The sequence below is a fragment of the Parahaliea mediterranea genome (assembly GCF_003402235.1).
Lineage (GTDB): Bacteria > Pseudomonadota > Gammaproteobacteria > Pseudomonadales > Halieaceae > Parahaliea > Parahaliea mediterranea.
In genome coordinates, this window is record NZ_QEWO01000005.1 from 154,491 (window position 1) to 172,619 (window position 18,129).

The 18,129-nt window shown below is 66.0% G+C and carries 16 protein-coding genes; 7 read left to right on the top strand and 9 right to left on the bottom strand.

The window, feature by feature from the left end:
• The first annotated feature begins 173 nt into the window (after window positions 1–173).
• Window positions 174–1,445 carry an O-acetylhomoserine aminocarboxypropyltransferase/cysteine synthase family protein gene (locus DDZ17_RS15595; RefSeq protein ID WP_116367895.1) on the top strand — a complete coding sequence of 424 codons (1,272 nt, stop codon included), beginning with the start codon at window positions 174–176 and terminating at the stop codon, window positions 1,443–1,445.
• Between the two features lie 32 nt (window positions 1,446–1,477).
• Here the strand turns inward: DDZ17_RS15595 and DDZ17_RS15600 are convergent, their stop codons facing one another.
• Entirely contained in the window at window positions 1,478–1,918 is a 441-nt protein-coding gene (locus DDZ17_RS15600) for an RrF2 family transcriptional regulator (protein ID WP_116367896.1), read from the bottom strand.
• A 206-nt stretch (window positions 1,919–2,124) separates the two neighbouring features.
• Here DDZ17_RS15600 and DDZ17_RS15605 point away from each other — a divergent pair, with 206 nt between their 5' ends.
• The 4 genes from DDZ17_RS15605 to DDZ17_RS15620 are packed head-to-tail and all read left to right on the top strand — an operon-like array spanning window position 2,125 to window position 6,817.
• A complete protein-coding gene (locus DDZ17_RS15605) occupies window positions 2,125–2,577 on the top strand; it encodes a c-type cytochrome (protein WP_116367897.1) in 453 nt (150 codons plus the stop codon).
• Window positions 2,578–2,623: 46 nt separating this feature from the next.
• A complete protein-coding gene (locus tag DDZ17_RS15610) occupies window positions 2,624–3,964 on the top strand; it encodes a cbb3-type cytochrome c oxidase subunit I (RefSeq protein ID WP_116367898.1) in 1,341 nt (446 codons plus the stop codon).
• Between the two features lie 27 nt (window positions 3,965–3,991).
• Entirely contained in the window at window positions 3,992–4,804 is an 813-nt protein-coding gene (locus DDZ17_RS15615) for a CbbQ/NirQ/NorQ/GpvN family protein (RefSeq protein ID WP_116368247.1), read from the top strand.
• 24 nt (window positions 4,805–4,828) lie between these two features.
• Complete coding sequence (locus tag DDZ17_RS15620) at window positions 4,829–6,817, top strand: protein norD (protein ID WP_116367899.1); 1,989 nt, start codon at window positions 4,829–4,831, stop codon at window positions 6,815–6,817.
• On the opposite strand, the gene DDZ17_RS15625 is transcribed toward DDZ17_RS15620, so the two are convergent.
• Both DDZ17_RS15625 and DDZ17_RS15630 read right to left on the bottom strand, forming a co-directional pair.
• Window positions 6,804–7,229, bottom strand: a complete 426-nt coding sequence (locus tag DDZ17_RS15625) for a hypothetical protein (protein ID WP_116367900.1) — start codon at window positions 7,227–7,229, stop codon at window positions 6,804–6,806. The two genes, DDZ17_RS15620 and DDZ17_RS15625, sit on opposite strands and share 14 nt — an antisense overlap.
• Window positions 7,230–7,236: 7 nt before the next feature.
• Complete coding sequence (locus DDZ17_RS15630) at window positions 7,237–8,733, bottom strand: FAD-dependent oxidoreductase (protein ID WP_116367901.1); 1,497 nt, start codon at window positions 8,731–8,733, stop codon at window positions 7,237–7,239.
• Between the two features lie 239 nt (window positions 8,734–8,972).
• Here DDZ17_RS15630 and rdgC point away from each other — a divergent pair, with 239 nt between their 5' ends.
• Window positions 8,973–9,878, top strand: a complete 906-nt coding sequence (rdgC, locus tag DDZ17_RS15635; RefSeq protein ID WP_116367902.1) for a recombination-associated protein RdgC — start codon at window positions 8,973–8,975, stop codon at window positions 9,876–9,878.
• Window positions 9,879–9,896: 18 nt separating this feature from the next.
• Here rdgC and DDZ17_RS15640 read toward each other — a convergent pair whose 3' ends face one another.
• The 4 genes from DDZ17_RS15640 to DDZ17_RS15655 form a co-directional block, all read right to left on the bottom strand.
• Entirely contained in the window at window positions 9,897–10,961 is a 1,065-nt protein-coding gene (locus tag DDZ17_RS15640; RefSeq protein WP_116367903.1) for an efflux RND transporter periplasmic adaptor subunit, read from the bottom strand.
• Between the two features lie 16 nt (window positions 10,962–10,977).
• The gene (locus DDZ17_RS15645; protein WP_116367904.1) at window positions 10,978–14,082 is read right to left on the bottom strand and encodes an efflux RND transporter permease subunit; all 3,105 of its coding nucleotides are present in this window, start codon (window positions 14,080–14,082) and stop codon (window positions 10,978–10,980) included.
• 134 nt (window positions 14,083–14,216) lie between these two features.
• Window positions 14,217–15,014: a LytR/AlgR family response regulator transcription factor gene (locus tag DDZ17_RS15650; RefSeq protein ID WP_116367905.1), complete on the bottom strand. Its 798-nt coding sequence runs from the start codon at window positions 15,012–15,014 to the stop codon at window positions 14,217–14,219.
• Window positions 15,011–16,108 carry a sensor histidine kinase gene (locus DDZ17_RS15655; protein ID WP_116367906.1) on the bottom strand — a complete coding sequence of 366 codons (1,098 nt, stop codon included), beginning with the start codon at window positions 16,106–16,108 and terminating at the stop codon, window positions 15,011–15,013. Before DDZ17_RS15655 ends, DDZ17_RS15650 begins: the two co-directional genes overlap by 4 nt.
• A 315-nt stretch (window positions 16,109–16,423) precedes the next feature.
• Here DDZ17_RS15655 and DDZ17_RS15660 point away from each other — a divergent pair, with 315 nt between their 5' ends.
• Window positions 16,424–16,636 (top strand): DUF1653 domain-containing protein, encoded by a 213-nt coding sequence (locus tag DDZ17_RS15660; protein ID WP_116367907.1) that lies wholly within the window; start codon window positions 16,424–16,426, stop codon window positions 16,634–16,636.
• Window positions 16,637–16,664: 28 nt separating this feature from the next.
• On the opposite strand, the gene DDZ17_RS15665 is transcribed toward DDZ17_RS15660, so the two are convergent.
• Together DDZ17_RS15665 and DDZ17_RS15670 are read right to left on the bottom strand one after the other, a co-directional pair.
• A complete protein-coding gene (locus DDZ17_RS15665) occupies window positions 16,665–17,648 on the bottom strand; it encodes a M56 family metallopeptidase (protein WP_157976677.1) in 984 nt (327 codons plus the stop codon).
• Window positions 17,641–18,060: a BlaI/MecI/CopY family transcriptional regulator gene (locus tag DDZ17_RS15670; protein WP_157976678.1), complete on the bottom strand. Its 420-nt coding sequence runs from the start codon at window positions 18,058–18,060 to the stop codon at window positions 17,641–17,643. The genes DDZ17_RS15665 and DDZ17_RS15670 overlap by 8 nt, the downstream gene beginning before the upstream one ends.
• Between the last annotated feature and the right edge of the window lie 69 nt (window positions 18,061–18,129).

The window sequence follows — 18,129 nt, forward strand, 5'->3', positions numbered from 1 at the left end:
AGGTTGTGGTTGTTGCGGAAAATGGTAGTGGGCATGTGCGCCGGCGGCAAGGTTTAGCTTGGCGAGCCGGATGGTTGCTGCAGGTGCCGCGAGGACGTTGCCCGGCCTATACTGAACAACACCCGCAATCTCGATGAGGGCTTCAATAGCCTCGCGCAACCCGGAGAAGAACTGTGAAAAAAGAAACGATATGCATCCATGAAGGCTACGAAACCGATCCAGTGACCAAGTCCTGTGCGGTGCCAATTTACCAGACTGTGTCCTACGAGTTCGACAGCGCCCAGCACGGGGCCGATCTGTTCAACCTGGCGGTGCCGGGCAATATCTATACCCGCATTATGAATCCCACCTGGGATGTATTGGAAAAGCGGGTGGCGGCGCTGGAGGGCGGCGTAGCCGCGCTTGCCGTGTCGGCCGGCAGCGCCGCCATCAACTACGCCATCCTGACCATTGCCGAGGCCGGCGACAACATTGTTGCCACGCCCCAGCTGTATGGCGGCACCTATACCCTGTTTGCCCACATGCTGCCGCGGCAGGGCATTGAAGTGCGCTTTGCCAAGAGTGACCGCGCGGAGGACCTGGCCGAGCTGGTGGACGAGCGCACCCGCGCCGTGTTCTGCGAATCCATAGGCAACCCGGCCGGCAACATTGTCGATATCGGGCCGATCGCGGCCATGGCCCACGACAGGGGCGTGCCGCTCATTGTGGACAATACGGTCGCCACGCCGGCGCTGCTGAACCCCATCGAGTGGGGCGCCGACATTGTGGTGCATTCACTCACCAAGTACATGGGTGGGCACGGCAACTCCCTAGGCGGGATCATTGTGGATTCCGGGCGCTTTCCCTGGGCGGATCATGCGGACCGCTTTCCCATGCTGAACCAGCCGGAGCCGGCCTACCACGGTGTGGTATACACCCGTGATTTTGGCGCGGCGGCCTACGTGGCGCGCGCCCGCACTGTGCCCCTGCGCAATACCGGCGCGGCGCTCTCGCCCATGAATGCCTTTATGCTGCTGCAGGGCATGGAAACCCTGCCGCTGCGCATGGAGCGCCACTGTGACAATGCCATTGCCGTGGCCCAATACCTGCAGCAGCATCCCAGTGTGGACTGGGTGAGCTACGCCGGGTTGGAAGACAGCCCTTACCATGCCCTGGCGCAGAAGTATTTTGGCGGCCGCCCCTCGTCGCTGCTGACTTTTGGCATCAAGGGCGGCTTTGATGCCGGGGTTAAATTCTACGATGCGCTGGGCATGATCAAGCGGCTGGTCAATATCGGGGATACACGCAGCCTGTGCTGCCACCCCGCTTCCACCACCCACCGTCAGCTGGACGAGAAAGAGCTGCAGGTGGCCGGTGTCAGTCCCGAGATGCTGCGGCTGTGCATTGGCATCGAGCACATCGACGATATTCTGGCGGACCTCGAACAGGCCTTCGCGGCCATCTAATACCCCCCTCGCCCGGCCTTCGCGCCGGGCGGTTAGCGCTCGATGGCCAGCAGGTCGCGCAGCTGCCGCCCGGTTTCTGGCGGCAGCAAATCGGCCAGGGTGTGTGCATCCAGTTGCGCCAGAAAGGCAGCCTGGGCCTGGTTGAAAAGGCCCTGCAGGCGGCAGCTGGGCGAGAGCACGCAGGCCCCTGGTTCGTCTACGCACTCCACCACCGCCAGACTGCTTTCCATGTCGCGAAACACCGCGCCCACCGAGATCTGCCCGGGCGCACTGGCCAGCGTCAGGCCGCCGTTCTTGCCGCGGGTTGCCCGCAGGTAGCCCAACTGGTGCAGGCGGTTCACCACCTTGGTGAGGTGGTTGCGGGAAATGCCGTAGCGCTCGGCAATTTCATTGATGGTGACGACCGAGCCTTGCTTGAGCGCCAGGTACATGAGGGTGCGAAGGGCGTAGTCGCTGTGTCGGGTGATGCGCAATGGACTCTCGCTGCGTCGATAACAGCGCGAGTGTAGCCACGGCCAGACTGCGCGGCAATGCGCAACCGGTGATACGCCTGTTTATACCGCCAGCCAACTTGCCGTTGCGTACGCATTGACCCTGGCCGAGGTGTAGTCTATAAGATGCATGTTAAATGCATCTTTAAGCGGATGTGTACTGGCCAATGCCTACCGAGGGAGTGGACATGAGCGAAATGCTGTCGCGCAACCGCGCACGCAATATTTTCTTTGGCGGTTCGACCTTCTTTTTTCTGCTGTTTGCCGCGCTGACCGCGCACAGCCACTGGTACATGGTGAACGTGTCCACCGACCGCGAGGGGCTGACCGAGGCGGTGGCCCGGGGCAAGCATGTGTGGGAGAAGCACAGCTGCATCAACTGCCACAGCCTGATTGGCGAGGGGGCGTATTTCGCGCCCGAACTCGGCAACGTGTGGACCCGCTACGGCGGGCGCGAAAATCCCGACAGCGCCCGTGCGGCGCTCAAGGGCTGGATCAAGGCCCAGCCGCTCAACGTTCCCGGCCGACGCAAAATGCCGGCCTTTGATCTGAGCGAGCAGGAACTGGACGATCTGGTGGAGTTCTTCCGCTGGACTGATGCTATCGACACGCAGGACTGGCCGCCGCACCCGGTGGGCTGAACGCACGCTGTGACCACGGCAACCAATTGACGGTGGGAGAGACCCAATGAAATACGCAAGCCAGCAACTCGCGCTGCCCTACTTTGCGGTGGCCATGCTCCTGTTTCTGCTGCAGGTGGTGTTCGGCATACTGGCCGCCACGGTGTACGTGATGCCGGACTTCATGGCCGCCATCGAGCCCTTCCATATCATGCGCATGAGCCACACCAACCTGCTGATTGTGTGGCTGCTCATCGGCTTTATGGGCTGCACCTACTACCTGCTGCCGGAAGAGGCGGAAACCGAAACCCACAGCCCACTGCTGGCCTGGCTGGGCCTGGGGATATTCGCGGTGGCCGGTGCCGGCGCCCTGCTGAGCTATCAGTTTGGCATTCACGAGGGCCGCGAATTTCTTGAGCAGCCCCTGTGGTGCAAGGTGCTGATCACCGTGTCCTTCCTGATGTTCCTGTACAACTGCAGTCGCACCCTGCTGGCTGGCCGCAAAACGGCCATCAACACGGTGCTGATGATGGGCCTTTGGCTGGCGGCCATCTTCTGGCTGTTCGCCTTCTATAACCCCGACAACCTGTCCGTCGACAAGCTCTACTGGTGGTGGATTGTCCACGTCTGGGTGGAGGGCGTGTGGGAGCTGATCATGGGGTCGCTGCTGGCCTACCTGCTGATCAAGATGACCGGGGTGGATCGGGAAATTATCGAGAAATGGCTGTACGTGATCATTGGCCTGGCCCTGTTCTCGGGCCTGCTTGGCACCGGCCACCACTATTACTGGATTGGCGCCCCGGGCTACTGGCAGCCCCTGGGCAGTATCTTCTCAACCCTGGAAGTGGCGCCCTTCCTGGCCATGGTGATGTTCGCCTTCTACATGTTCTGGAAGGGGCGGCGCAACCATCCCAACAGCGCCGCCATGCTGTGGACACTGGGCAGCGCCACCGTCGCCTTCTTTGGCGCCGGCGTGTGGGGCTTCCTGCACACGCTGTCTTTCGTGAACTATTACAGCCACGGCACACAGGTGACCGCAGCCCACGGCCACCTGGCCTTCTACGGCGCCTACGTCATGATGGTGCTGGCGATCATTACCTATGCCATGCCCCAGCTGCGCAAAGTGCAGCCCTTTAACCAGCTGCTGAACATGTGGAGCTTCTGGATCATGACATCGGCCATGTGCTTCATGACCTTTACCCTCACCTTTGCCGGCGTGGTGCAAACCCACCTGCAGCGGGTGCTGGGCATGAACTACATGGAGGTGCAGTCGCAGCTCACCATCTTCTACGCCATGCGCCTGGGGGCCGGCACGGTGGTGGCGATAGCCGTGCTGCTGTACCTGGTGGCCATATTTGGCCCTGCCCGCCAGCGCCTGCCCCAGGGCAATGCCGCGGTGGCCGCCTGAATGGTGGGGCCGGTGGTGACGGCTGGCATGGCCGCGCAGGCCGATGCAGCGCCGGCGGCAGAGGTACCCTTCTACCAAAGCGTCGGGGCCGAGTGTGATTTGTTCCTGCACGCCTACCGCCAGCGCCTGCCGCTGTTGCTGAAGGGGCCAACGGGCTGCGGCAAGACGCGCTTTGTCCAGCACATGGCGGCGCGGCTCGGGCAACAGCTGCATACCGTGGCCTGCCACGACGACCTGACCGCCGCCGATTTGACCGGGCGTTACCTGCTGCGCGACGGCGAAACCCGCTGGGTGGACGGCCCCCTCACCCGCGCCGTGCGCGAGGGCGGCATCTGCTACCTGGACGAGGTGGTGGAGGCGCGCAAGGATGTGACAGTAGTGCTGCACCCGCTGACCGATGATCGCCGGATGCTGCCGCTGGAGCGCACCGGCGAACAACTCATTGCGCCGCCGGGCTTCATGCTGGTGGTGTCCTACAACCCGGGCTACCAGCATGTGCTGAAGGCCCTGAAGCCGAGCACTCGCCAGCGCTTTGTGGCGCTCAGCCTGGACTTCCCGCCGCCGCCCCAGGAGCGCGATATCGTGGCCCACGAAAGTGGCCTGCCCCCGGCCACCGCCGCCGCGCTGGTCAACCTTGCCACCCGCCTGCGCGCCCTCAAGGGGCAGGATCTCGAAGAGGGCGTGTCCACCCGGCTGCTGATTTACTGCGGCAGTCTGGTGCAGGCCGGCATGCCGATACTGGATGCGGCGCGGGCCACACTGGTGGAGCCCTTGACCGACGATGCCGATGTGCAAGAGGGCCTGCTGGAAGCGGTGCGCGCGACCTTCGGCGAGGATTGAGGCGCCCCTGGTGCTGGATATCAAATGGTGCTGGATATCGAACTGGAAGAGTGGGTGGGCAAGCGCTGGCACCGCTGGGCCAGCCGCGCCGCCAGCTATCGCCGCTATCCCGAGGCCGGCGTTGCCCTGGCGCAGGTGCATGGCGCGCTGGCGGTGTTCTTCCGGGCCAGTGGTGGCGAGGCGGGCCTCAGCCTGGAGGCCATTTCCGAGCGCGAATCCGGGCACCGCCTGAGCCTGCGCCAGCGTCTGGGCTTTGCCAGCGAATGGCTGCCCCAGCCGCGGCTGGACGAGCAGGCCCTGCGCCTGCCACCGATCCTGGATGTGCTTCCGAGCGCCGCCTTGAACCGCGACCTGTACTTCTGGCTGGCCGCCTATTTTGCCCAGGCCCCCGCCGTGGTGGCGGCCAGCGACCCCCTGCAGCACGACATTCTGGCCCTGCGCACCGCGCGCCACTGCAGCGCGGCGGTGCTGCGGCGCTACCCGGGGCTGGCCGGGCGCTACCGGCGACTGTGCGCCGCGGCCCTGGCACAGCGCCCCCGGCGCCGGCACCTGCCGCCGGTGGAGGCTGCTGTAGAGGCGGCCATTCGCGCGCTGCTGGGGGACGACAGCGCCGCACCGTCGCCACCGCATGCGGTGTTCAGCGCTGTTTTTGCTGACAGGGTTGAAGAAAGGGTTGATGACAGAGTTGATGACCGTATCGACCACCCCGCCCCGCTGGCGGGATTGTCCGCCCCCGCCGGCTACCGGCGCTTTTTGCCGGTGCCCCTGTGGGGCGACGCCCTGCACCTGCCGAGCGGGGGCGACGACAGCGACGCGCAGGAGGAGGACCGCGCCGATGGCGCGGAGGACGAGCAGGCCGTAGCGGGCGGCGCGCGCAAGGCATCGCGCCGGCGCCAGGATCAGGCCGAGCGCGACGACCCGCTGATTTTCAACCGCTTCGAGAAAATGCTGTCCTTCGCGGACATGGTCAACCTCAACCGCATGGTGGACGATGAGCCCGACGCCAACGCCAGCAAAACCGCCGAGCAACTCGACGAGCTGACCTTGAGCCCGCAGCAGCGCAAGGCGGCCTCGCGCCTGCAGGTGCAGCTGGACCTGGCCCCCGGGCTCAGCATAGCCGGCGCGCTGCAGGGCGATTACCGCTACCCCGAGTGGGACTACCGCCGCCAGTGCTACCAGCCGGCCCAGAGCCGGGTGCTGCTGGCCGTGCACGACGAGCACGACACCGGCTGGCAACCGGGGGATGCCACCCTGCGCCGGGTGCGGCGCATCCAGCGGCAGTTCGAGGCCCTGCGCCCGCGGCGGGTGACGCTGCGCGCCCAGCCCGACGGGGCCGACCTGGATACCGACGCGGCGGTGCGCGGGTTGTGCGACCAGCTCGCCACCGGCGTGCCCAGCGAGGGCATCTACCTCGATACCCGCCCCGGCGCGCGGGACCTGGCGGTCAGCGTGCTGGTGGACAACTCACTGTCCACCGAGGCCTGGCTGGCGGATCGGCGCATTATCGATGTCATCCGCGAGGCGGTGTGGGTACTCAGCCACGGCCTGGCCACCTGTGGCGACGACCATGCCATCAGCACATTTACCTCCCACCGCCGCAACAAGGTCTGGATAAAGCGCATCAAGGGCTTCGACGAGCCCCTGGGCGCGCCGGTGGAGCGGCGCATTGCCGCCCTTGGGCCCGGCTCCTACACCCGCATGGGGCCGGCCATTCGCCACGCCAGCGCCGAGCTGGCCCTGCGCCCGAATCGCTTTCGCCTGCTGCTGTTGCTGAGCGATGGCAAGCCCAACGATACCGACTACTACGAAGGGCGCTACGCCATTGAGGATACCCGTCGCGCCGTGCTGGATGCGCGGCAGCAGGATATCCGTGTGTTTGCGATTACCGTCGACAGGGAGGCGGGCCAGTACATTCCCCGGCTGTTTGGCCGCGGCGCCTACGCCATGGTGGATCACCCGGAGAAGCTCAGCGAGGCCTTGCCGCGCCTCTATCGCCAGATCACCGGGCAGTGAGGCCGGCAGCGCCCACCGGCCGGTGGGCAAACAGCCGGTTGAGGCCAAAGGCGCAGCGCCCCACCAGCCAGATCAGCTCAATGGTAAACACCAGATAGCCCAGGCCCCAGGCCATGCCGGGGGGCATGCCTCCCCCGCCCAGCAACCACCAGGCGAGGCCGCCCAGCGCGAACACCGCCAGCGACCACAGCACGGTGACAATCTGGTAGCGCAGGTGGGTGGCTACCCAGTCGGCGCTGCGCCCCAGCCAGAGCAGGGCCAGCAGGGCGCCGAGGGGGGCGGTGACCAGTGTCATGATGCCCCCCAGTTGCAGGCCGTAGGCGATAACCGCCACGCCCCGGCCGCTGGCGTCCTTGCTGCGGCTGTGGTTGATGCCGCCGGGGGTGGGGTGGGTATCGGCGCCTGCGTTCACGGGCTCATTACGGGGCGGCGCGCCGTTTGGCCGCCTGTTGCCCGGCCAGGCGGCCGGAGAAGGTGGCATCGCCCACCGACATGCCGCTGGCGTAGCCCTCGGCCCGGCGCACCACGCCACAGGCGGTGCGGCCGGCGGCAAACAGGCCCGGGATGATTTCGCGCTGCTCGTTCACCACTTCGCCGGTGGGCAGGGTGTCCAGGCCGCCCAGGGTGAAGTGGGGCACAAAGGCGCCGCGCCCGGGGGTGAGGTCCAGCGCCACTAGCGGGGCTTCCAGCACCTGCAGCCAGTTGGGGGATTTGTGGAACTGGGTGTCTTCGCCGGCCTGGCAGTCCTCGTTGTACAGGGCCAGGGTGTGTACCAGCGCGCCCTTGCGCAGGCCCAGTTCCTCCTCCAGCTCTTCCACCGTCTCGCCGGTGCCGGCCACCGGGGCGCCCAGGTAGCTGGCGGTTTCGTAGTCGGCGTACTGCTCCACGGTGAGAATCAGGTAGATGCGGTCCGAGGGCTGGCGCAGCACAAAATCCCCCAGGCGGCCGTGGTACACGTCTTCGTTGATGAAGCGCTGGCCCTTGTCGTTGATGGCAATGCCGTAGGTCAGGCTGGCCGGGGGGTAGAAGGGCAGGCTGATAAAGCCCTCGTGCATGTTGATGGCGGCGCCGCCCACCGACAGGCCCATCTGGATGCCGCTGCCGGTGTCGCCCGGGTTGCCGATGGGCTCGGTGCCCAGGGTCAGTTTGGGGGCGTGCTTGGCCACCATCTCGCGGTTCATCACAAAGCCACCGGCGCACAGAATCACCCCGCCGCTGGCGCGCACGTTCAGCTCCTGCTGGTTCTCGCGCACCACCAGGCCCACCACCGTATCGCTGTCGTCGACAATCAGGGTCAGGGCGCGGGTTTCGTAGTGCACTTCAATGTTGCTGCGTTTTTCCACGTTCTCGGTGACGATTTTCATGAACAGCGGGCCGCCGTTGTCGCCTTCCACGTACAGATTGTGGCCGCGGGGGCAGGGTTTGGCCAGGGTGTTGAAGGGGTAGGCTTTTTCGTTGCCGGTGTAGAGCAGGCCGTCGTCGGTGAGGCACATGATGGCGCGCTCATCCAGGAAGCTGTCTTTGAAGGGCACGCCGATGGACACCAGCCAGTCGAAGTGCTCGGCGCTGCGTTCGCAGTAGTTGCGGATTTTTTCGGCGTCCGCCTGGGGGCCGGCGCAGGCCATCATGAACTGGTACATGTCCTCGGTGCTGTCGGTAAAGCCACTGGCCTTCTGCACCCGGGTACCGCCGCTGCCGCCCATGTAGATCTCGGCGCTGGACATGGCGGTGGAGCCGCCGCTGGCGCTGGCCAGTTCGAAAATGGCGACGCGGGCGCCGGCGTCCGCCGCTTCAATGGCGGCGCAGCCACCGGCACCGCCAAAGCCCACGATGGCGACATCGGTTTCCAGATCCCACTGGGTGACATCGCGGACGTGACGGGGCTGGCTGGGGTTGGTCTTGCTGGCTTCGGCCATGGGGGATTCCTGCGTTTCAACGGGTGTGAAGAATGTGAGGGCAAATTAAAACCAGCCGCCGCCGCCCTGACAACGCGGGGGCCTTGAGCCGGGGCCAACATGTTGTACGCGGCGGGGCTTTTTGCCGCGCCCTCGGGCCCCTTCTTCGCCCTGCCGGTGGCTGGTTTAACAGCGCAACCCGTGTTGCGCGCGCGGGGCCTGCGTTACAATCCCCGCCTTTTTGCACGAGTGACTCTGCCATGTGGTTCAAGAACCTGCGCGCCTACCGCCTGACCAGCCCCTTTGATATTTCTGCCGAAAAACTGGAAGAACAGCTGGCCCAGCGCGCCTTTGCCCCCTGCTCACCGGCCCAGCCCCTGTCGCTGGGCTGGGCGCCGCCCCTGGGTGAGGACACCCAGACCCTGGTGCACGCCGCCAACGGCCGCTTTCTGCTGCGCCTGAAGCGCGAGGAAAAAATCCTGCCCTCCAGCGTGGTAAAGGAAATGCTGGAAGAGAAGGTGGAGCACATCGAGAACGAACAGGGCCGCAAGGTGTACCGCAAGGAACGCCTGACCCTGAAGGACGAGATTGTGCAGGACTGCCTGCCCCGGGCCTTCAGCCGCAGCGCCGGGGTGTATGCCTACATCGACACCAAGAGCAACTGGGTGTTTGTGGATGCCGCCACCGCCACCCGCGCCGAGGAGCTGCTGAACCTGCTGCGCGAGTGCATCGGCAGCTTTCCGGTGGTGCTGCCCCAGGTGAACAATGCGCCCACCGCCACCATGACCGGCTGGCTGGCCCACCAGAGCCTGCCGGCGGACTTTGCCCTGGGCGAGGAGTGCGAGCTGCGCGAGCTGGGTGATGAGGGCGGGGTGGTGCGCTGCCGCGGCGTCGACCTGCTGGGTGAGGAAGTGGAAACCCACCTCAACGCTGGCAAGCTGGTGGCGCGCCTGTCGTTGAGCTGGGAAGAGCGCCTGTCGCTGGTGATCGCCGAGGACCTGTGCCTGCGCCGGCTCAAGTTCTCCGAGGAGTTGCTGAAAGAAAACGAAGACCTGCCCGAGGCCGACCGCGCCGCCAAGCTGGACGCCGACTTTGTGCTGATGTCCGAGGCGATCAGTGCCCTGCAGGAGCGGGTAATGGCCCTGTTCGGCGGCGAAGCCGAATAGGCCCGCGTCGCCCCCCGCTCAGGGCGTGACCGCCAGGTGGTGTTGCACCACCCGCACGCTCTGACCCTCCTGCAGGCGCTCGGCGCCGCGCACCACCACCGGGTCCCCGGCCTTGAGGTTGCCGTTCACGGCGATGGAGGCGCCGCGCCCGGCCCCGGGCTGCACCGGCACCTTGCGCGCCGTGCTGTCGGCATCCACGGTGTAAACAAACACCTCCCTGTCGCGCAGCACCAGCGCATCCCGCGGCACCCGCAGGGCGGTGAAGCGCGCGGATTCCGGCAGCTCCACCGTCACCGCCTCGCCGATCAGCCAGGGGCTGTCGGCCAGGCTCAGGCGCAGCTCCATCATCCGTGAGCGCGCATCCCCCACCGGCACCAGGCCGCGAATGCGGGCCTCGGCACGTTCGCCGGCGGATTCCACCTGGACGGTTTCCCCGGGCTGGTTGTGGCGGGCGACCTTCAGTGGCGCGCTGACGCTGATTTCCAGCCGCTCGGTATCCACCAGCCGCAGCAGGGGGCTGCCCGCGGCGAGGTACTCCCCCTCCGCCGCGTTGCGCGCCGCCACCACGCCGGAGAAGGGCGCCGGCACCTGGCTGCGCTGCAGGTCGTAGCGGCTGCGCGCCAGGGCCACCTCGGCGATGTTGCGCTGCTGCACCAGCATGGCCAGCTGCGATTCCACCTGGTCCAGCTCCGCGCGCGCCATGTTGTTCTGCGCCGCCAGGCTCTGCAGGCGCTGGATCTGACGCTGGTGGTAGGCAATGTCCGCATCCAGTCGGGCAATTTCCGCCCGGTGGTTGCGCAGGGCCAGCTGCAGCAGGTGGTCGTCCAACCGCGCCACCGGCTTACCCTGTTCCACAAAATCCCCCACCTCGGCAATCCACAGCAGGCGCCCGGCCACCTCGGTGGACAGCGCCGCATCGCGGGTGGAGATCACCGTGCCCGGCAGCGTGACCACGGTGGCGGTCTCGCCCTCGGTGACATTGGCCAGCTCCACCACCGCCTCTTGGGGCTGGGCGCGGGCGCCGGCGGCCAGTGTGAGCAGGGCGATCAAGGCGAAGGGCTTAACAGACAGCAGGGCTTTCATGGCCGGTTCTCCCGGTTCACGCGACGGATTGCAGGGGCTGGCGGGCGGGGCCTTCGCCTTCGGCCACCACCCGGGCCCCGGTTTCGCCCATGCGCAGGAAGCAGGGCAGCAGGAGCAGGGTAAACAGGGTGCTGACGCACATGCCGCCAACGATCACCGCCGCCAGACCGCGGTAGATCACGCTGCCGGCGCCGGGCATCAGCAGCAGGGGCAGCATGCCGAAGATGCTGGTGAGGGTGCTCATGAAGATCGGCCGCAGGCGGGTTTGCAGGGCCTGCTCCACCGCGTGGTGGCGGCTCACGCCCTCGCGCTCGGCGCTGCGGGTCTGGTGCACCAGCAAAATGGCATTGTTCACCACCAGCCCCAGCAGAATGACAAAGCCGATCATGGTCAGCAGGTCCAGCGGCTGGAAGGTGAACAGGTTGAGGATGCGCATGGCGGCAATGCCGCCGGCCATCGCCAGGGGCATGGCCAGCACTACCAGCAGGCTGTCTTTCAGGGAGCGGAACAGGGCGGCCATCAGCAGGAATAGCACCACCAGGGCCAGGGCGAAGTTGCTGCCCATGCTCTTGATGGCCCGCGTGAGGGCATTGGCGCTGCCGCCGTAAAGAATGTTGCCATCCGCTGGCAGGGCGGCTTTCAGCTGGGGCTCCACCTCGCGCTGCAGGGTGTCCAGCACGTGCTCCAGCGACATATCTTCCGGCGGGCGCACGTTCAGGCTGATGGTGCGGCGGCTGTCGATGCGGCGCAGCTGGCTGGGGCCCACAGTGCGCTGGATGTCCACCAACTCGGCCAGCGGCACTACGCTGCCGGCGGGGGTGGCCAGTGGCAGCGAGGCCAGCTGCTCCGGCGAATCCCAGGGCTGGGCGCGCAGGATCACCTCCATGCGCTTTTCGCCGTTGAAGTGTTCGCCCACATAGAGCCCGTCGCCCACCGCCCGCACCAGGGTGCCCATGTCGGCCCGGGACCAGCCGGCCTCGGCAATCTTGCGGTCGTTGGGCGCCAGCTGCAGTTCCGGCTCGGCCTGTTGCAGGTTGGGATTGACCCGCACGATGGCCTCTGGCAGCACCTCGCGCAGGCGCTGCTCGCCGAGGGCGGCCGCTGTCGCCAGGGCGTCGCGGTCACGGGACTGCAGGTGCAGTGCCACCTCCCGGTCGCCGCCAAAGCCGCCGAACAGGTTGCCCTGGCTGGCGAAGTGCTCAAGGTCCGGCAGGTCGGCGAAGATCTCCTCGTTGATGATCTTCTCCAGCGCCTTCACCTGCGACTGGTCTTTGACCCGCGCGCCCATGGTGCCGCCGCCGTTCCAGGTGAGGATGTAGTAGTTCTTCAGGGCCGGCTCCCGCTCGCCGCGCATGAAGGGCGCCATGCGCGCATCCAGCACCGCAATCACTTCGTCGGCAATGGTCTGCTCGGACATGCCCGCCGGCACCTGGAAGTAGGCATCCACCGCGTCGCGCTTCACCGGCGGCAGGTAGTCCATTTCCGGCAGCAGGACGTAGCTGGCCGCCAGCGGCACGCTGATCAGCAGCGCCGCCAGGCTCCGGCGCTTGCGCGGGGTGCTGGTGAGGCGCATCACGCGGTTGCTGATGCGCAGCCACAGACCGCGGTGGTGGTCCTTGAGCGCGCCGCCGGGCAGCCACAGCCGGGCCGCCAGTGGCAGGATGCTCACCGCCACCAGCAGCGACACCACCACCGCGATGGCGATGGTAATGGCCAGGTCGCCGAACAGCTGGCCCTCCACCTCGCGCATGAACATCACCGGCAGGAAGATGGCCACCGTAGTGGCGGTGGAGGCGAGCAGGGCGCCCCACACCTGGCCCGCGCCCTGTAGGGATGCCTGTTCGGTATCCACGCCTTTTTCGCGCAGGCGCACGATGTTCTCCAGCACCACAATGGCGGCATCCAGCACCATGCCCACGGCAAAGGCGAGGCCGGCGAGGGAGATCACATTCAGGGTGCGCCCGGTGAGCTTGAGCATGATGAAGGTGGCCAGCAGCGACACCGGAATGGCAATGGCCACCACCAGGGTGGCCCGGAAGCGGCGCAGGAACCACCACAGCACGCCCACCGCCAGCACAATGCCAAGGCCGATATTGCTGCCCACCAGGCCAATGGCGCGGTAGATGAACACCGAGGCGTCAAAGCTCTGGGCCATGGTCAGGCCGCGCTCGGCCACCGGCCCGGCGTTCAGTTCCTCCACTTTGGCCTTCACCGCGTTCAGGGTCTGCAGGGCGTTGGCGCTGTTCTCCTTGTCGATGCGAATGGAGATGGCCGGGTTGCCATTTTGGGTGTTGGTCAGCACCCGGTCGCCGCGGGTAATGCGAATGTCGGCAATGTCTCCCAGGCGAATTGGGCGGCCGTCGCGCCAGTCCAGCACAAAGGCCTTGAGCTCATCTGGCGCGTAGCGGCCGGTGAAGCGCAGGGTGTACTGGCGCCGGCCCACTTCCACAAAGCCGCCGCTGACATCGTTGGCCCGGCCCAGCTGAGCGGCCACGGCGGTCAGCGGTATGCCGAGCTGGGCCGCGCGGTAGGGGTCGAACAGGATTTCCAGCTGCTGCTCGTCGCTCTGGCCGTTCTGGGACGCGCTGACCCGGGCCACGCCCGGCACCGCCTCAATGGCCGGGCGCACCACGTCCTCCACAAAGGGCATGTAGTCGTAGATGCTGCCTTCGGTGCCCGGCAGCAGCTGCAGGAAGAAAAAAGTCAGGGCCGGGGTGTCGCCGTTGCCGCCGCCCAGCATGATCACCGGCTGGGTGGCGTCCCGGGGCAGCGGGTCCAGCCGGTTCATGCGCGAAATCACATCCACCAGCGTGCGCTGCATGTCCGTTTCCAGGCCGAATTCCAGCTCGATCCAGGCATTGCCTGCATTGGCGAAGGCGCCCATTTCGGTCATGCCGGGCAGGCCCTGCAGCACCGACTCAATGGGTTCGATGATTTCTGATTCCACCTCCCGCGGCGAGGCGGCGCGCCAGCCGGTCTGGATGGTGATGCGGGGGTTTTCGATATCCGGGAACAGCTGCACCGGCAGCCGGGTGAGGCTCCACAGGCCGAACAACAGGATGACGGCCACCGCCACCGCGACACCGGCGGGGTTTTTCAGCGAGCTGGCTGTGAGGTTCACCGGTTTTGACCCACGTTATGGCTATGGGGCGCCACCCTAGCAGCGCCTGCGACGTGTGTACGCAAACCTGCGCCAGAGTGGTTGTGAGCCGCGATGAACCGCGCGGGCCGGGGGCACAGGCCGCCTTGGCGCCCTCAGCCGTCGATCAGGTGCTTGACCTTGTCGCGGTAGCTGCGGCTCACCTTGAGCTGGTTGCCGGCCTCCAGCGTCAGCAGGTATTCGCCGTTGTTCAGGGTTTGGGCGCGCACAATGCCGTTGGCATTGACGATGGTGGAGCGGTGCACGCGCAGGAACTGCTCGGGGTTGAGCTGGGCTTCCAGCTGCTTCATGGTAATGCGCATGATGTGCGTCTTGCCGGCGGCGTGGATGCACATGTAGTCGCCGGCGGCATCCACCCACTGGATGTCCGCCACGCGGATAAACTCGATATCGCAGCCGTCCTTGATGGATAGCTTCTCTGGCCACTGCCTGCCGTTGCCGGCCTCTTCAATGGAGCCGGCGCTGGCGCCGTTGATGCCCATCACCAGTTTCAGCAACTTTTCCTTCTCGCGTACCGAATCCTGCTGGGCGCGGTGGGTGAGGGCGCGGCTCACCGCTTCCTTCAGCCGCTCCTCGTCGATGGGCTTTAACACGTAGTCCACCGCGTGAATGCGAAAGGCGTCCACCGCGTATTGGTCGAAGGCGGTGACAAAAATCACCATGGGCATGTTGTCCGACTGCAGCTCTTCCACTACCGCAAAACCATCCATGCCCGGCATCTGGATATCCAGAAACACCAGGTCCGGATTGTGTTCGGCAATGGCCGACAGCGCCTGCTGCCCGTTGGCGCACTCGGCCACAATCTCTACCTCGGGAAACTCCGCCAGGCGCAGCGACAGGCCGCGGCGGGCGAGATTCTCATCGTCGACGATAATGGTGCTGAGGGCGTTCATGGTGCCTTGGTCTCCCGTTCCAGGGGTATGCGAATGTTGATGGTCAGCCCGTGGGGCTCGGTGGTACTCAGGCGAAAGCTCTGGTGCTCGCCGTAGATTTCCTTCAGCCGCTCGCGGCAATTGGCCAGGCCCACACCGCCCCCCTTGGGCAGGCGGCCGTTGCGCAAATCCAGCCCCGGGCCGTCGTCGGCCACCGACAGCAGCAGGTCGTTGCCAAACACCCGGGCACTGATGGCAATGGCGCCGCCGTTAATGGCCTGGGCAATGGCGTACTTGATGGAGTTCTCCACCAGCGGCTGCAGCAGCAGGCTGGGCATCAGGCCCGTCTCGGCGCTCGGTTCCACGTCAAAGTGTAGTTCCAGGCGCTCTTCAAAGCGCACTTTCTCAATATCCAGGTAGAGCCGCAGGGCGTCCATCTCCTGCGCCACGGTGACCTTCTGCATCGGGTCGTTGTCCAGCGAGTAGCGCAAAAAGCGCGACAGGCGGGTCACCATGGAATTGGCCAGCTCCGTGTTCTTGTCCAGAATCAGGGTGGAAATGGCGTTCAGCGTATTGAACAGAAAGTGGGGGTTCAGCTGGTAGCGCAGCATCTTCAGCTGCGCCTGGTGGGCCATGTTCACCGCCTTCAGCCAGCGCTCCTTTTCCTCCTGCGACTGCAGGTAGTACTTGATGCCAAAGTACAGGGCGCTCCACACCAGCATCACCCAGAAGGCGGAAATGCCGCCGTCAAAATACGAATACCAGGCCATGCCATGCTCTTCGTAGGCGCGCCGCTCATTGGGGAACACCTCGTAGAAAATGGCCGCGCGGCAGGCCATCCACAGTAGCCCCGCAGTGTAGGAGCCCACCACAATGGCGACCACCCGGCGCACAATGTGCATCTCCCACATGGAGCGGTACAGCGCCCGCAGGCCCAGCGTAAAGCACATGCCGATGAAGCTGATCAGCGGCAGGTACCAGTGGTAATTCTCGCTGGGCAGCTTGCCCCAGAACAGCACGCCCAGGTAAAACGTGAACGCCCACCCGCTCCAGCCCACCGCCTGCAGCGTCCAGAAGAGATAGCGTCGATTGTTGGTGATCTGATCAAAAAGCATGCGGGCATTATAGGGCCAAACGCGGCCGTTTCGGCGCCGTTGATCGCAGCCTGGCGGCAGTTGGGCGCAAACCCAGGCCACTGCTGCTTCTTGGACTAGGGCGTTTACGTTGATGCAATTGGCTGTTGGCCGTTAAATTGTTCAGTGTGCAGTGGGTGGCCTTTAACGTGGGGAGCGATTTCGCCGAATGGGGAGTTTGCCAACCCTACCGCCGCGGGAATCGATTAATTTCATACACACCCTGCGTCAGGGACGCCAGGCCGTACCGGCTTCATACACCGCATACCATACCGCCAGATTGAGAGGGCAATTGCTTTGAACGTTAAACCCGGCCGCTACCGCCACTACAAAGGCAACGACTATCAGGTGGAGGGCGTTGCCCGCCACTCGGAAACCGGCGAACTGCTGGTGGTTTATCGCCCCTGCTACGGCGAGGGCGGGCTGTGGGTACGCCCGCTGGCGATGTTTGTGGAGACGGTGCTGGTGGACGGCGTGGCGGTGCCGCGCTTTGCGCCCTGCGAGGGTTGAATGCGCCGGGTGCTGCTGTGTTGCAGGGTCACAGGGTCAGCCACTCGATGGCGATGTGGGCGACAACCGGCAGGGCAATGATTTGCCCGGCGCCGAGGGCGGAGATCATCAGCCAGCTTTCTGCGGCGAAGGCCGCGGGCGGGGCAGTGGTTTGCAACTGCCGAACACGGCTGGCAACTGCGGCGCAGTCCGGCCCCGCGCCGGTTGCGCTTGCGGCTGGCGAAGCGGCCATTGCCGATACCGGCGCGGCGTCGGGGCTGGCCGCCAGCCGCTGCAGGGCGGCAATGAGCTCGGTGGCGGAGCCCGCCTGCCGGGCGGCGGCTAGGTCGCAGGCCTGTTCGGTGGCGCTGTGCAGGTCCTGCCACAGGCGTCGCTTGCGACCGCCGGGCCAGAGCACGGTTGCCCATTGCAGCAGCAGGGCGCGCAGGTTGTCCCGCCGCTGCAGGTGGGCCCACTCGTGCAGCAGCACGGCCTGTACCTGGGCCGGCGCCAGGGCACTGATCAGGCCGCGGGTCACGAAAATCTGCGGGCGCAGATAGCCGGCGCACCAGGCCCGGGGTTCATCGCTCTCAATCAACCGCCAGAAGCGGCCGGGCTCCGGCTGCGACAGCAGGTTCATGGCATACAGCCGGCGCCGGGCCAGGCGCTGGGCGCGCTGCACCAGGCAAAGGCCGATGGCGGCCAGCGCGATGCAAACCAGCACAAGACTGATGCCAGCCGGCGAGGCCAGGCCAAACTGCGGCGTGTGGGCGCCGCAGGTGCTGCCGTGGCAGTGGCTGGGAATGAGCCCGCCGCTTACCGCCGGCAGATGCAACAGCAGCACACTCACCGCCGCAATCAGCGTTGGCATCAGCCCGTACAGCCAGGTGAGCAGGGCGCGGCCGTCGGCGCCCACGGCCCGCGATGCGCGCTGGAACAGGGGGTACAGCAGCGCCGCCAGCTGCGACGCCAGGGCAACCAGCAATACCGCCGCCACCAGGTGCTCGGCCAGTACGGTGAGCAGGTCAGTCATCGCGGGAGGCGCTGAGGTAGTCCATAAAGCCCGACACCATGGGGGCAACATCGCCGCCGGCGATGTCCTGGCTGATGTCGTGGAGCATGGAGCTGATCAGGTCCTGGCGCGCCAGCAGCGGGCGGTAGAGGTAGGCACGGGCCTGCTTCTGCCGGGCCACCAGGGCCTTGCGGCACAGGCGCTCCAGTGTGCTCTGGATGGTGCTGAGGGCCAGGGGCTCGCCGGCCATGCGCTCCAGTACCTGCTGGGCAGACAGCATGGCGGCCTCTGGTGCGCTGGCGTGGCTCTCGGCCTGCCACAGGGCGTGCATCACCGCCAGTTCACGCTCGCCAAGGGCGGGGGTGCGGCTGTTCCTGGGGCGGCCCGCCAGCCAGTTCAGCGGCTGGGTAAGGGGGTTTATCCGTTGTGTCATGGCCTGGTCTGTGAAAACCGATCTGTTATCGAAGTTTAGGTGATCTGGCAGCATTGTACGGAAAATCCC

Excerpts from the sequence above, each read along its gene's own strand:
- DDZ17_RS15605 (WP_116367897.1), top strand. The coding sequence starts at position 2,125 with ATGAGCGAAATGCTGTCGCGCAACCGCGCACGCAATATTTTCTTTGGC.
- DDZ17_RS15610 (WP_116367898.1), top strand. The coding sequence starts at position 2,624 with ATGAAATACGCAAGCCAGCAACTCGCGCTGCCCTACTTTGCGGTGGCC.
- DDZ17_RS15615 (WP_116368247.1), top strand. The coding sequence starts at position 3,992 with ATGGCCGCGCAGGCCGATGCAGCGCCGGCGGCAGAGGTACCCTTCTAC.
- DDZ17_RS15620 (WP_116367899.1), top strand. The coding sequence starts at position 4,829 with ATGGTGCTGGATATCGAACTGGAAGAGTGGGTGGGCAAGCGCTGGCAC.
- DDZ17_RS15630 (WP_116367901.1), bottom strand. The coding sequence starts at position 8,733 with ATGGCCGAAGCCAGCAAGACCAACCCCAGCCAGCCCCGTCACGTCCGC.
- rdgC (WP_116367902.1), top strand. The coding sequence starts at position 8,973 with ATGTGGTTCAAGAACCTGCGCGCCTACCGCCTGACCAGCCCCTTTGAT.
- DDZ17_RS15640 (WP_116367903.1), bottom strand. The coding sequence starts at position 10,961 with ATGAAAGCCCTGCTGTCTGTTAAGCCCTTCGCCTTGATCGCCCTGCTC.
- DDZ17_RS15650 (WP_116367905.1), bottom strand. The coding sequence starts at position 15,014 with ATGAACGCCCTCAGCACCATTATCGTCGACGATGAGAATCTCGCCCGC.
- DDZ17_RS15655 (WP_116367906.1), bottom strand. The coding sequence starts at position 16,108 with ATGCTTTTTGATCAGATCACCAACAATCGACGCTATCTCTTCTGGACG.
- DDZ17_RS15665 (WP_157976677.1), bottom strand. The coding sequence starts at position 17,648 with ATGACTGACCTGCTCACCGTACTGGCCGAGCACCTGGTGGCGGCGGTA.
- DDZ17_RS15670 (WP_157976678.1), bottom strand. The coding sequence starts at position 18,060 with ATGACACAACGGATAAACCCCCTTACCCAGCCGCTGAACTGGCTGGCG.